General features: G+C 44.6%; 12 protein-coding genes and 2 tRNA genes. 13 read left to right on the top strand and 1 reads right to left on the bottom strand.

The genetic code is table 11. The annotated features are described in order from the left end of the window. Positions 1-217: 217 nt before the first annotated feature. The 11 genes from T357_RS0103285 to T357_RS0103235 all read left to right on the top strand — a co-directional run bounded on the left by T357_RS0103285 (position 218) and on the right by T357_RS0103235 (position 9,187). A complete protein-coding gene (locus T357_RS0103285) occupies positions 218-856 on the top strand; it encodes a cytidylate kinase-like family protein (RefSeq protein WP_031548577.1) in 639 nt (212 codons plus the stop codon). Then, the gene (gene aroA / locus T357_RS0103280; protein WP_031548575.1) at positions 856-2,181 is read left to right on the top strand and encodes a 3-phosphoshikimate 1-carboxyvinyltransferase; all 1,326 of its coding nucleotides are present in this window, start codon (positions 856-858) and stop codon (positions 2,179-2,181) included. The genes T357_RS0103285 and aroA overlap by 1 nt, the downstream gene beginning before the upstream one ends. Positions 2,182-2,359: 178 nt before the next feature. Further along, a tRNA-Glu gene (locus T357_RS0103275) sits at positions 2,360-2,431 on the top strand. 26 nt (positions 2,432-2,457) lie between these two features. Continuing rightward, positions 2,458-2,529: transfer RNA gene (locus tag T357_RS0103270), tRNA-Glu, on the top strand. A 193-nt stretch (positions 2,530-2,722) separates the two neighbouring features. Further along, on the top strand, positions 2,723-3,595 hold the full coding sequence (pgeF, locus tag T357_RS0103265; RefSeq protein ID WP_031548573.1) for a peptidoglycan editing factor PgeF: 873 nt from the start codon (positions 2,723-2,725) through the stop codon (positions 3,593-3,595). A 126-nt stretch (positions 3,596-3,721) separates the two neighbouring features. Beyond that, the gene (locus tag T357_RS0103260) at positions 3,722-3,952 is read left to right on the top strand and encodes a hypothetical protein (protein ID WP_031548571.1); all 231 of its coding nucleotides are present in this window, start codon (positions 3,722-3,724) and stop codon (positions 3,950-3,952) included. A gap of 130 nt (positions 3,953-4,082) precedes the next feature. Further along, positions 4,083-4,730, top strand: coding sequence for an RluA family pseudouridine synthase (locus tag T357_RS0103255; protein ID WP_044915996.1), 648 nt, complete (start codon positions 4,083-4,085; stop codon positions 4,728-4,730). Positions 4,731-4,888: 158 nt separating this feature from the next. Continuing rightward, complete coding sequence (locus tag T357_RS20775; RefSeq protein ID WP_242840055.1) at positions 4,889-5,920, top strand: DUF4186 family protein; 1,032 nt, start codon at positions 4,889-4,891, stop codon at positions 5,918-5,920. Positions 5,921-6,057: 137 nt separating this feature from the next. Further along, positions 6,058-7,275 (top strand): dicarboxylate/amino acid:cation symporter, encoded by a 1,218-nt coding sequence (locus tag T357_RS0103245; protein ID WP_031548566.1) that lies wholly within the window; start codon positions 6,058-6,060, stop codon positions 7,273-7,275. 170 nt (positions 7,276-7,445) lie between these two features. After that, positions 7,446-8,453, top strand: coding sequence for an aspartate--ammonia ligase (asnA, locus tag T357_RS0103240; protein ID WP_031548564.1), 1,008 nt, complete (start codon positions 7,446-7,448; stop codon positions 8,451-8,453). Between the two features lie 119 nt (positions 8,454-8,572). Further along, entirely contained in the window at positions 8,573-9,187 is a 615-nt protein-coding gene (locus T357_RS0103235; RefSeq protein ID WP_031548561.1) for an NUDIX hydrolase, read from the top strand. Positions 9,188-9,261: 74 nt separating this feature from the next. Here T357_RS0103235 and T357_RS0103230 read toward each other — a convergent pair whose 3' ends face one another. Further along, entirely contained in the window at positions 9,262-10,032 is a 771-nt protein-coding gene (locus tag T357_RS0103230; RefSeq protein WP_031548559.1) for a ribonuclease H1 domain-containing protein, read from the bottom strand. Positions 10,033-10,457: 425 nt separating this feature from the next. On the opposite strand from T357_RS0103230, the gene T357_RS0103225 reads away from it, so the two are divergent. Next, positions 10,458-11,210: an HAD family hydrolase gene (locus tag T357_RS0103225; RefSeq protein WP_031548557.1), complete on the top strand. Its 753-nt coding sequence runs from the start codon at positions 10,458-10,460 to the stop codon at positions 11,208-11,210. A 217-nt stretch (positions 11,211-11,427) separates the two neighbouring features. Beyond that, complete coding sequence (locus T357_RS0103220; protein ID WP_031548555.1) at positions 11,428-12,795, top strand: GTP-binding protein; 1,368 nt, start codon at positions 11,428-11,430, stop codon at positions 12,793-12,795. Positions 12,796-12,837 lie beyond the last annotated feature (42 nt).

Genomic DNA, 12,837 nt, shown 5'->3' with positions numbered 1-12,837 from the left:
ATAGAAAGCGGAAGAAAATGCAAGGGATGTGCGGCTAGGCTTGCGAGTTGAAAGAACATCTCATGCCGTTTGTCCGGCTAGGGCGCACGTCAGTGCGAACTAGACGGACAAACGGCATGAGATGTCCTTTCAATCTCGTGGGCCGTCGCGCATCCCTTGCATTTTCTGTACCATTATATATACTCTTAAGTAGGAAAAAACTTTTCAGGAGGCAATTATGATAAAAAAGCATTTTGTCATCACCATTGACAGACAGTATGGTTCAGGCGGACGTGTAGTTGGTAAGCGCCTCGCAGAAGAATTAGGCATTCACTTTTATGATAATGACATATTGAAACTCACATCGGAACGTACAGCCATAGGAGAGCAGTACTTCCGTCTTGCAGACGAAAAAGCAGGAAACAACATCCTCTATAAGATCGTTTCACACCTGACTCCGGATATCTCCAGCCCGAAGCTTGACGAAAACATCGTATCCCCGGAAAATCTTTTCAGATTCCAGGCCGAAGTAATCCGTGAGATCGCTAAAAACGAGACCTGCATCATCGCCGGTCGCTGCAGTAATTTCGTACTGTCCGAGGCTAAAATGGATGATCACGTAGACTTCTTCGTATATGCAGACGAGGAGACCCGTATCCAAAGGGCAATGGACTACAATAAGATCGAAAGAGAAGAAGCCATCAAGCGCATCAAGCGCATAAACAACGAAAGAAAGAAATACCATAAATACTATACCGGTCAGGACTGGATGAATCCTGAAAGCTATGACCTTATGATCAATGCTTCCCGTATCAGCTACGATGAGATGGAAGTCCTTATGAAAGACTATATTCGCATGAAGGGATTTATCGACTGATGAATAAAACTGTAAAAGGCATCGAACGACCACTTCGGGGAGAGCTCACTGTTCCCGGAGACAAAAGCATTTCCCACCGTGCCGTGATGCTGGGATCACTTTCTGAAGGGGTAACACGTGTCAAGGGCTTCCTTAACGGAGCCGATTGTCTTTCTACCATCGGATGCTTCAGAAATCTCGGAATAGAGATAGAGCTTAGTGATGACGAAAAGGAAGTTACCATACACGGAAAGGGTCTCCATGGGCTTAATGCCTACAGCGGGGTTCTGGACTGCGGAAACTCCGGCACCACAACGAGACTTATCTCAGGCATACTTTCAGCCCAGAGCTTCGACTCAGAACTCACTGGAGATGAGAGCATTCAGAAGCGCCCCATGAAACGTATCATGAAGCCTCTTATGGAAATGGGGGCTGATATCACTTCTGTAAAGGGTAATGACTGCGCGCCTTTAAGCATTAACGGAAAGGCACTTCACGGCATAACCTATGAATCCCCTGTAGCCAGTGCTCAGGTAAAGTCTTCCATACTTTTCGCCGGACTTTACGCAGATGGAAAAACCACCGTAATAGAGCCCACATTATCAAGGGACCATAGTGAAAGAATGCTGAGAGCCCTTGGTGCCGAGGTTTCTACCCGTATGCTTCCAGACGGAAGAGCGGAGATAAGCATTGAGCACTGTGATAAGCTGGTGGCGCCTAAGGAAGTTCTGGAGATTCCCGGAGACATTTCTTCTGCAGCTTACTTTATTTCAGCGGCTCTTCTGGTGCCGGGTTCTGATGTGATCATCAGAAATGTAGGCATTAACCCCACAAGAGACGGCATCATCGAAGCTTATCTAAGTATGGGTGCGGATATAACTCTTGAAAATAAGAGAGTTTCAGGTTCTGAAGATGTTGCGGATGTTCATGTGCGATACACAGAAGGACTCCACGGAGCTGAGATAGGGGGATCCCTTATCCCGAGGCTTATCGATGAGCTTCCTGTTATAGCTGCAGTGGCTGCAGGTGCTTCAGGAAAAACGGTGATAAAAAATGCATCGGAGCTTAAGGTCAAGGAATCTAACCGAATTGCTGTTATGGTGGATGGTCTTGAAAAAGTCGGAGTTAAAGCTGCCGAAACAGAGGACGGAATGATCATCGAAGGACAGGGCAGTGGACTTAAGATATGTTCAGGCGAGATCGATACCCATAAGGATCACCGTATCGCCATGACCTTTGCTGTACTTGCCCTTGCGGGATCACAGAATACCGAGGTGACACTTATTGACGGAGATTGTATCAATATTTCCTATCCGACATTCTACGAGGATTTGGCAAGTCTCTGATCATAAAACACATACTGAATCGCACTGCTGATGTTTCTTTCCACCTGATTGTCGGCGATTCTGGCCAAGTTATACAACACACATAGTTGATAACCAAATGTAATATCAAAAGGTTGTTGACATTCTAGTGACTCTCTGATAAATTATTCAAGTCGCATAAAAAGCGGCTTGATAATATGGCGGATTGGTCAAGCGGTTAAGACGCAGCCCTCTCACGGCTGAATCCCGGGTTCGATTCCCGGATCCGTCACTTGATTTTCAAAATTTATATATTATGGCGGATTGGTCAAGCGGTTAAGACGCAGCCCTCTCACGGCTGAATCCCGGGTTCGATTCCCGGATCCGTCACTTAGCCTCAGGTTTAAGACCTGAGGCTTTTTAGTTTATTAGTCCTGTATCTCGGTTTGCGGTAGATTTTCCTATATAACCAGCCAAATAGCCTCAGATCTCATAAAATGAATTATACTGTGATGACATCACCAACGAGAGTTATCAATTCTATACAGAGGACTTATACAAATTCCGAAATCCGGAGGTTCATATGAAAATAAGACGTTTTTCCGACAACTCTGTCATGAAAATAAAAGCAGCAAAAAACGATGATGGCAGCGACCTGACCTATCTTGAGTTCCCTGCTTTTAATTCTCAAGGCATTGCCGAACATGCTTTTTCAACCCGTCTTGGGGGTGTAAGCAAGGGCATCTGGTCCACCATGAACTTAAGCTTCACAAGAGGCGATGATCCGGATGCTGTTTATGAGAACTTCCACAGATACGCAAGACTCTTTAATGTATCAGATGACCGTATGGTCTTCACCTTCCAGACTCACACTACCAATGTCCGTTATGTAACGGAAGAAGATGGTGGCAAAGGCTTCACGGTTCCAAGAGACTATACTGATGTGGATGGTCTCATAACTGATGTCCCCGGCCTGGTTCTGGGAGTTTTCGCAGCCGACTGTGTGCCGCTCCTTTTTCTGGATCCTGTACGGAAAGCTATAGGAGCCAGCCATTCAGGATGGAGGGGTACTGTGAACCGCATGGGAGAGGTAACTATAAAGAAGATGCAGGAGCACTTCGGTACAAAGCCGGAGGATCTGATCTGCGCCATAGGTCCCAGCATTTGCAGACATTGTTATGAGATATCAGAGGATGTTGCTATGGAATTTATAAAAGCATTTCCCAATCACAAAGATGAGCTTCTGACAGATGACGGTTTCAATGAAAACAACGAGCACAAGTACCATCTTGATCTCTGGGCGGCCAACCGAATCCTCCTGGAGGAAGCCGGTGTAAAGAGCGAAAACATTTGCATCACTGATCTTTGTACCAATTGTAATCCGGACCTTCTCTTCAGCCACAGATTCACCCATGGCCAAAGAGGAAACAACGGAGCCTTTATAATGCTAAAATAAGATGCATTCCGACCTTGTGAAATCAGGCTCAAGCCGGTTTATATGTCACTAAATAAGTACTTTTTAAAAAACTTTGATGTGGATTTTTCTGTTTCGTGTTAGAATCACGAAAAGGAGACTTTAACTATGACTATGAATTTACCATTAGCTATTTTGATCATCATATTTTTGGCATCCATCACCGTTTATATTTTCAAAAACGGAGCCCGCATGGACAAGCTTACAAAAGAAGAACAGGAGACCATCATCAGGTCACGCTGCTCCACTTGCAGGATGTCTCACTATTGCAATGATTCAAAGCTTGGTAAATGCAGTACCACCGATAAAGAAGCCTCAGTTCAATCTGAACAAAAGTAGTCCGGCACCGGATGAACTATTCCGATAAACCGGAACAACAGCGGTTAAGCATCGGATAAAATATTCCAAAAACAAATCACTTAATATTCCCAAAACTCTTGGTTTATAGCTGAGAGTTTTTTTAACGCCTATGGAAATCATTAAAGAAACCCAAAACTATATAGTTGTGAACAAAGCCCCGGGAGAGGACTCCGAGCATGACGTTCCACGCCTTTTGGCAGAGGCACTAAAGAAAGAAAACACTGGTTTTCTCTGTATTCACAGACTTGATAAAACCGCCGGAGGACTTCTGGTCTACGGCAAAAACAAAGCTGCCGCCGCAGAGCTCACAAAGCAGCTCCAGGAGGGCACTCTGAAGAAATCTTATCTCGCCATCGTCCCGGGAATACCGGAACAGACTGAAGGTATTCTCAAGGATCTTTTATATAAAGATAAAACAAAGCAAAAGATGTTCCCGGTGAAGCGCATGAGAAAGGGTGTAAAGGAAGCTGTCCTGAGTTTCAAAGTTGCTGACACTAAAGAATGGAACGGAAATGTCATATCCCTTTTGGAAATAAGCCTTAAAACCGGTCGTTTCCATCAGATCCGCTGCCAGTTTGCGTCCCGCAGCCTGCCGCTTTTGGGAGACGGAAAATACGGTTCAAGGATCAAAACGAAAAGTCTCTGTCTATTCTGCCGGAGTCTGAGCTTCTATGACTCTGTTGAGAAAACAGAGGTCGCTTTCACAGCCGATCCACCTGCAGAAGAACCCTGGACCGTTTTCAGTACCGTATTATAATCTTTTCCGTATACGACGGAATCGAGTCATTCCCACGGGGACCGGACAAACAATTTCAGCTCTGAGTTTTGAACTTTTCCGCATTTTATTCTGAAATACCTGTCCTGCTGTAGGTATTTCAGATCAAAACTATCATGTCACATTAATGGAGGCATCAAATGGATATTCCTGTAAAAGCTTCTTTATCCATTAGTTTTTCAAATCAAAGGGAGGCAGACGAGAAGCTGTCTGCAATCAACGAACTTAATCTTGAAAAAATCCCGGATGGCGTTGCGCTTCTGGCAGAGCCCCTGACAGAAAAAATAGATATCGCTTCTTTTCTTGACTTCGAAAACATTTCATACCTTAGCTGCTCCGGGGATAATGCTGATGACGGCTCTGTTCTTGACTTCGACTGGGTACTGGACCTGAGGCGCCAATGCATCCTTCATGACATCCCCTTTTATTTCACTTCAACCGGTGCTAACTTCCGCATGAGGGGACGTGACTACCATATCGGCGAAAAGTTCCGTGAATCTCAGGCCGCAAAAGCTGATGTTCATTACTTTCCGGTTTCCCGAGCCTTCAATCCGCCTGTATTTCAAACCACAGTCGCACCCACAAGCTCTGTAATTCATGACACAGATACCAAAATCAATGAAGCCCCTTCTTCTAAAAACACAAACACTTCCTGTGTTCAAGAATCTTTAAACTTCGAAGACTCTAACCCGACGGATGAAAATTTCGAATCTGAACACACTATCCCCGTAGTGACTTCCGAAGCCGAAAACATTTCCATCCCCGGCATCAACTATGAGATTGAAATAGAACCTGAGGACAGATACATTGATGAACTTTTTAACCGCATAAGCCATAGCAAATTCCGTTCCTCATTTCACTTACGTGAGCAGGAGAGAAGCTACTGCCTGTCACATAGTGAAGAGACCATAAAACAACATGCCATGGATTTTGTTTCCAAAAAACTGGCGCCTGCCGAGCCAGAGAATGACGGAAAGCAGACTCCCATGAAGGGACATCCCGTTTTTATCGCCCAGCATGCCACCGCCTGCTGCTGCCGGGGCTGTCTCCATAAGTGGCACCATGTCCCGGAGCACAGGCCTCTGACAGAAAGCGAACAGCAGTATATAGTCAAAATCCTTTTGTCCTGGATCAGAAATGATATGAGAAACAGTTCCACAGGAGACAGCTGACTAAGAAACGCCAGAACCGTTAATAAAATGTAATTATTTTTTAGGTCTACGATAAAGAAAAATATTTTCAACAGTTCCCATAGTAGTGTAAAATATTATCATCAATTTGTTTACGTGTGCATTTTAAAGGGGGAACTATGGAAAAGAAAAACAAATTATCCTTAGCCGGGCAAATTTTCGTTGCTTTGATCCTGGCTGTCATTGTCGGCCTTCTCATGCAGAACAATGCCGACTTTGCAAATGACTACATCAAGCCATTCGGAACGATTTTTCTCAATCTGATCAAGTTCATTGTCTGTCCTATCGTTCTTTTCTCCATCATGGCAGGCGTTGTTTCCATGAAGGATATAAAGAAGGTAGGCGCCATCGGCGGTATGACTGTTGCCTATTATCTCGTGACCACAGCATTTGCCATAACCATAGGTCTTGTTTTCGGAAATATCTTCAAGGGCGGATTCCCTGCACTTTCCACCACAGACCTTAGTTACGAGGCCGCTGAACCCACATCCTTTATGGATACCATCGTAAATATTTTCCCAAGCAACTTTGTAAAACCGCTTCTGGATGCCAATATGCTTCAGATCATCGTTATGGCTCTGCTTCTTGGATTTGCAGTCATTCTCATCGCAGATGTTGCACCGGATGCCAATGAAAGAATCATCAATGACATTAACGACCTCAGCAATGTATTCATGCGTGTCATGGAAATGATCCTGAAGCTTTCACCTATAGGTGTATTCTGTCTCCTTTGCCCCGTAATTGCAAAGAACGGCCCCATGATCCTTGGCTCACTTGCAATGGTGCTTCTTACAGCCTATATCTGTTATATAGTTCATGCAGTTGTGGTATATTCATTAACAGTAAAACTCATTGCAAATATAAGTCCGATCCACTTTTTCAAGAAGATGGCACCGGCCATGATGTTCGCATTCTCCAGCGCCTCCAGCGTGGGAACATTACCACTTAACATGGAATGTGTAACGAACCTCGGTGCATCAAAGGAGGTTTCATCCTTTGTACTTCCTCTGGGAGCAACCATAAACATGGACGGAACCGCTATCTATCAGGGCGTGTGTGCAATCTTCATAGCAGCCTGCTACGGCATCGACCTGTCATTGTCTCAGATGCTCACAATCGTTCTTACCGCTACACTTGCTTCCATAGGAACAGCGGGTGTGCCGGGTGCCGGCATGGTCATGCTTGCAATGGTTCTTCAGTCCGTAGGACTTCCTGTTGAAGGTATCGCTCTGGTTGCGGGCGTTGACAGAATCTTCGATATGGGTCGAACGGTTCTCAATATCACAGGTGATGCATCCTGCGCAGTCTGCATTTCAAAAATTCACGAAAAGAAATAATATAAACATGTTTTAGCTTTTTATGGGAGTGGCAGCACTCCCATTTTTTATGTTTTAAATTACATGTAAAAATGCAAAAAGTCATGGATGTCTTGCATATAAATACTTGCAGTGCGTTTTCGATAGCGCTAAGATAGTGCTTTAAAGAATATAACAATAGGGAGGCAACTATGGGACTTATTTTTCCTAAGGACTATGATCCACGACTTTCTGTTCGCGAAACACAGGAAGCCATCAAGTACATTCGCGATACATTCCAGAAAGAATTCGGCCGTGAGATGAACTTGAGCCGTATTTCTGCACCACTTTTCGTACCGAAGAGCAGCGGTCTCAATGATAATCTCAATGGTTATGAGCGTCCGGTAAGCTTTGATGTTCCATGGTGGCCGGAAGAAACTATAGAGGTTGTTCATTCACTTGCAAAGTGGAAGCGTATGGCTCTTAAGCGCTACGGCTTCAAACCGGGTGAAGGTCTTTATACCAACATGAACGCTATCCGCCGCGACGAGAAGCTTGACAATCTTCACAGCTGCTACGTTGACCAGTGGGACTGGGAGATGGTCATCAATAAGGAAGAGCGTACACAGGAAACTCTCGAGGGTACTGTCCGCATGATTTTCCGTATCATCAAGCACATGGAGCATGAGGTTTGGTACAAGTATCCCAATGCCGTAAACAAGCTTCCTGATGATATCTATTTCATCGATTCAGAGACTCTTCTCAAGATGTATCCTGACAAGACTGCCAAGGAACGTGAGAATGCCATTACCAAGGAGCACGGCTGCGTTTTCATCAGCAAGATTGGTGATAAGCTTTCAAATGGCGAACCTCATGACGGAAGAGCACCGGACTATGATGACTGGGCTCTCAACGGAGATATCCTTTTCTGGTATCCTACACTTAACTGTGCCCTTGAAGTAAGCTCCATGGGTATCCGTGTTGATGAGAAGTCACTTGCAGAACAGCTGAAGAAAGCAGGCTGTGAGGAAAGAGCAGAGCTTCCTTACCACAAGATGCTCCTTAACAGCGAGCTTCCTTACACCATCGGCGGTGGTATCGGACAGTCCCGTCTCTGCATGCTCCTTCTCGACAGAGCACACATCGGCGAGGTTCAGGCAAGTATCTGGCCTCAGGACATGATCGATGAGTGTGCAAAGCACAATATCACATTGCTTTGATATATTAAAACAAACGATATATTAATCCCAAAAAAGAAAAAATCGTTCAAGTCATCCAGTGGCTTGAACGGTTTTTTCTTTTTAATTATACTAGCAATAGTATATGTTGAGGTATAAAAATGGATGAGAATAAAAATAACTCTTTAACTGATAACAGCCGGAAAGATCCCCTTGCCTGGGAGGAAGTCAGCTGCGAGCATATAGTAAAGGATGAGTGGATAGATTTCAAAAGATTATCCTACAGATTCCCGGACGGAAGTATATTTGAACCTTACTACTGCTATAGCCGCAAAAATTATGTTGTTATCGTGGCTTCCGACACAGATGGGAATTATCTATGTGTTAAGCAGTTCCGGCAGGGAATAAAGGAAGTGACCACCGAGTTCCCAGCCGGAGGCATTGAGCGTAAGGACAATAAAGAATACGGAGACAGCAAAGATGATTCTTCAGAAGATGCACTTCAGGCTGCAAAACGGGAACTGCTTGAGGAAACCGGATATGAATCCGATGAATGGAGCCATCTCATCACTGTTCCCTCCAATGCAACCATCGCAGACAATTACGCCTATATCTACCGGGCAAAAAACTGCAGAAGAGTAGCCGATCAGGCCCTGGATGAAACGGAGTTTCTTAATGTGAAGAAATATACTCCTGACGAAATCGAGGGAATGATCTCTGCCGGTAAATTCCAGCAGGCAGTGCATATCATGGCATGGCTGCTGGCTCAGAAATAAGTTATAATGATTACAACATTCATAAACATTAGCATAAAAGACAAAACGATATGGCAATTACAACTTAAATCATATCACAATATCCCAACAGAACCCTTCGCCAGCTTGTCCACCAGTTCGTTGAATCTGACGCCGGTGTGGGCGGCTACCTTTTGAAAACGTATCTCCATACTGTTTCGCATTTCAGCGATAAACGCCTTGTATTCAATGGTTCCTTCTTTATTAGCCTTCCACTTGTCATCGGCCCACATCTCAATCCCCATATAATCATAGAAGATGGTAATGCTTTTTACGCCCTGTTTTGCGGCTGCCCTAATGGCTGCCATGGAACCGTGAATCTCGCCGGCAACATTTCTCATGGAAGCGAGAGATGGGTCTGTACCCGAACCCTGAACCGTCTCGAAGGTTCCGTCCCTCCTCATGAGAATCCCGCCGTAGCCGAATTTCTTTGATACTACATTGTAGCTTCCGTCAACATAGGCAAGAGCTTCCGTATCTACCCCCGCAAACTCAGCTATTATATCTTCACTTTTGATGTCATCCACAGAATGGAACTGAGGACCCTCGGGAACTTTTGCAGATGCAGAAGAACTACCATCACCCAATCCCTGCGCCTTGCCTGACATACCGGTAGACAATCCGGATTTCTTTAACCCGGAGGATTCTCCGGGATCATTTTGGGTAGCATATCCGCTGTCTGCTACCGCAAATGCTTCCGCCTCTGCCTTTGTGCTGAACTTCTTATATACTGCTCCGGAAAATCCCGTCACCTGGGCTTTGCAGTCATTCCAGTTACTGTAAACTCCGGGTTTCTTTCCTTTTTGAACTGCGTAATAAAATGCCATATATTCCTTCCTGTATTTCAAGCTTAAAAAAATATGCCGGTAAATAGTTCCATCGATTATGTATAAAAACCTGAACCCGCTAAACTGTTTCTCATTTTACCTAAAAGTAAAAGACATTACCACAGATTAAGAAGTAAATGTTTTATAAAGATTCCAAATCCTCTTTAGATGCCTTAGATTTAGTGTTATGATGTGAGCGTCAAAAGATATCCACCGGGGACGGTTCTCACCTGCCAGAACCGTCCCCGGTGGATACAGGCTCGCAAAAAAATAACCGCCCATAAGCCTGAGAAACTTGAGCAGTTATTTTTGCAACTTATCATCCAAGGGCTAGCCGTCTATCGGCAACACCTCTTTTATATTTGTATATTAACATTTCTGTCATATATCATCAAACGGATATTAATTAAGAAAGGACCTTCACCATGTCGCAGAAATTCAATGCAATTCTTTTAGATCTCGATGGCACACTTGTAAACACTCTCTACAGTCTTCAGGACACTGTGAATAAAGCTCTGGAACGTTTCGGCTTTGACACGGTAACCCTGGAGCAGACAAAAAAGTACGTAGGCATCGGCAGCCACAAGTTTGTTGAGCGTTCTGTGGAAGCCACCGCCAATCGTCTCTACAGGGAAGCAGAAAAGTGGGAAGAGAAAGACGAGGATAAAGCATTTGACCTTGACCAGCAGGCAGACGAGGTTATGGAACAGATCGATGATGTTCACGATGCATATATGGAGATATTTAAAGAGAACTGCATATATAAGGCAGAACCGTATCCCGGAATGAGAGAATCTCTTGATGCTTTGAAGGCAAAGGGCTGGAAGGTTGCCTGCATTACAAACAAGCCAATGGCAGAGGCTGTGACAGTTCTTAATCATGCCTTTGGCGAAGGGTATTTTGATTACATTTCAGGTGACGACGGAACCCATCCTTTGAAGCCTGACACAGGTGTAGTGGATGATACATTAAAACACATCGGCTGCAAAAAAGAGGAATGTATTTATGTCGGTGACACCAACACAGATATGGAAACCGCAAAAAGAGCCGGTATTAAGTCCATCGGTTGTCTATACGGATTCCGCGATAAGAAAGAGCTGGAAGAAGCCGGTGCCGATGTGCTCATAAAGAGTGCGGAAGACATCGGAAAGGCAATCGAATACTTTGAAGCTGAATGATTGTGTAAAACCGATTTTACAGAATTTTCACAATTTCGCACTTTTTATGGCGGTTTCATCGGTTGACAATAAAATTTCATAAACCTATAATTAGCAATGCCGAATCAAGAGTGCTAATTTTGTATACACGTGATTCGCTTGCCCGATGATTATGTTAACTCCTTATGAGATTAATCGATCATCTTGATATATAAATGTTTTACTGGAAGGAGTAATCATGACAAGTATAGATATCGTTTCCGGTTTCCTCGGAGCCGGCAAGACAACATTTATCCAGAGACTTCTGGATGAAGCATTAAAAACAGAAAAGGTAGTTCTCATCGAGAACGAGTTCGGTGAGATAGGAATCGACAGCGGTTTCCTCAAGGACTCCGGAATTGAGATCCGTGAGATGAATCAGGGCTGTATCTGCTGCTCACTGGTTGGAAACTTCGAGCAGTCTCTTACAGAGGTTGTTAATACTTATAAGCCTGACCGTATCATCATCGAGCCATCAGGTGTAGGTAAGCTTTCAGACATCATCGGCGCGGTGAAGTCAGTTTCAGAAAGCCTTGATGTAGAGCTTCACGCAGCAGTTACCGTTGTGGATGCAAAGAAGGCAAAGATGTATTCCAAGAACTTCGGTGAGTTCTTCAACAACCAGATCGAATACGCTGGAACCGTTGTACTTTCAAGAACAGATATCGCTGATGAAGCAAAGGTTGGTGAGGCTGTTTCCATAATAAAGGGAATCAATGAAAGAGCCACTGTTATCACAACTCCTGCAGATAAGCTTACAGGTGAGCAGCTGGTGAACATTATCTCAAAGAAGTATGATCTTGCAGAGGAGATGCTTCAGGATGTAATGGAGCGTGTTCACGAGCATGAAGATCATGAGCACGAAGATGAGCATGATGAGGTCGAGACACTTCCAAACGGCGTTCAGATCCATCACAGCCATTCACACCATCATCACCATCATGATCACGATGAACATGAGCATCATCACCACGATCATGAAGAACATGAACATCATCATGACCATGATGAAGACGAACATGAACACCATCATCATGATGAAGACGAACATGAGCACCACCATCACGAAGATGGCGAAGAGTGCTGCTGCCACCATGACCACGAGGAGCACGAGCATCACCACCACGATCACGATCATGAGCACGAGCATGATCACCATCATCACGAGGATGGCGAAGAATGCTGCTGCCACCATGACCACGAGGAGCACGAGCATCACCACCACGATCACGATCATGAGCACCATCATCACCATGAGGGATGCAGCTGCGGTCATGACCACGATGCAGATGAAATATTTAAGACCTGGGGCGTAGAGACTCCATATCCTTTCGAGAAGGACAAACTTTCCCAGATCCTTGAGGAGATGGCTCACTCAGAGAAGTACGGCAAGGTTGTAAGATGTAAGGGAATGCTTCCTACAAAGGACGGCGAATGGATGTACTTTGACCTCGTTCCGGAGCAGACCGAAATCAGAACCGGCTCACCTGAATATACAGGAAAGGTTGTAGTTATCGGTGCGGATCTCAACGAGCACGAACTCCGTGAAGCTTTTGCAGGAATGTAATATTTGACGACGGTGATTCTCATCACCGTCGATTTATTATAT

Origin of the sequence: Oribacterium sp. FC2011, assembly GCF_000701645.1 — a bacterium.
Lineage (GTDB): Bacteria > Bacillota > Clostridia > Lachnospirales > Lachnospiraceae > Oribacterium.
The sequence above is the reverse complement of the archived record's forward strand: the minus strand, read 5'-3'. Positions and strand labels throughout refer to the sequence as shown.

What these genes read in the sequence shown, in the direction of transcription:
- asnA (WP_031548564.1), top strand. Translation starts at nt 7,446, where the DNA reads ATGGGACTTATTTTTCCTAAGGACTATGATCCACGACTTTCTGTTCGC.
- aroA (WP_031548575.1), top strand. Translation starts at nt 856, where the DNA reads ATGAATAAAACTGTAAAAGGCATCGAACGACCACTTCGGGGAGAGCTC.
- T357_RS0103285 (WP_031548577.1), top strand. Translation starts at nt 218, where the DNA reads ATGATAAAAAAGCATTTTGTCATCACCATTGACAGACAGTATGGTTCA.
- T357_RS0103260 (WP_031548571.1), top strand. Translation starts at nt 3,722, where the DNA reads ATGACTATGAATTTACCATTAGCTATTTTGATCATCATATTTTTGGCA.
- pgeF (WP_031548573.1), top strand. Translation starts at nt 2,723, where the DNA reads ATGAAAATAAGACGTTTTTCCGACAACTCTGTCATGAAAATAAAAGCA.
- T357_RS0103230 (WP_031548559.1), bottom strand. Translation starts at nt 10,032, where the DNA reads ATGGCATTTTATTACGCAGTTCAAAAAGGAAAGAAACCCGGAGTTTAC.
- T357_RS20775 (WP_242840055.1), top strand. Translation starts at nt 4,889, where the DNA reads ATGGATATTCCTGTAAAAGCTTCTTTATCCATTAGTTTTTCAAATCAA.
- T357_RS0103245 (WP_031548566.1), top strand. Translation starts at nt 6,058, where the DNA reads ATGGAAAAGAAAAACAAATTATCCTTAGCCGGGCAAATTTTCGTTGCT.
- T357_RS0103220 (WP_031548555.1), top strand. Translation starts at nt 11,428, where the DNA reads ATGACAAGTATAGATATCGTTTCCGGTTTCCTCGGAGCCGGCAAGACA.
- T357_RS0103235 (WP_031548561.1), top strand. Translation starts at nt 8,573, where the DNA reads ATGGATGAGAATAAAAATAACTCTTTAACTGATAACAGCCGGAAAGAT.
- T357_RS0103225 (WP_031548557.1), top strand. Translation starts at nt 10,458, where the DNA reads ATGTCGCAGAAATTCAATGCAATTCTTTTAGATCTCGATGGCACACTT.
- T357_RS0103255 (WP_044915996.1), top strand. Translation starts at nt 4,083, where the DNA reads ATGGAAATCATTAAAGAAACCCAAAACTATATAGTTGTGAACAAAGCC.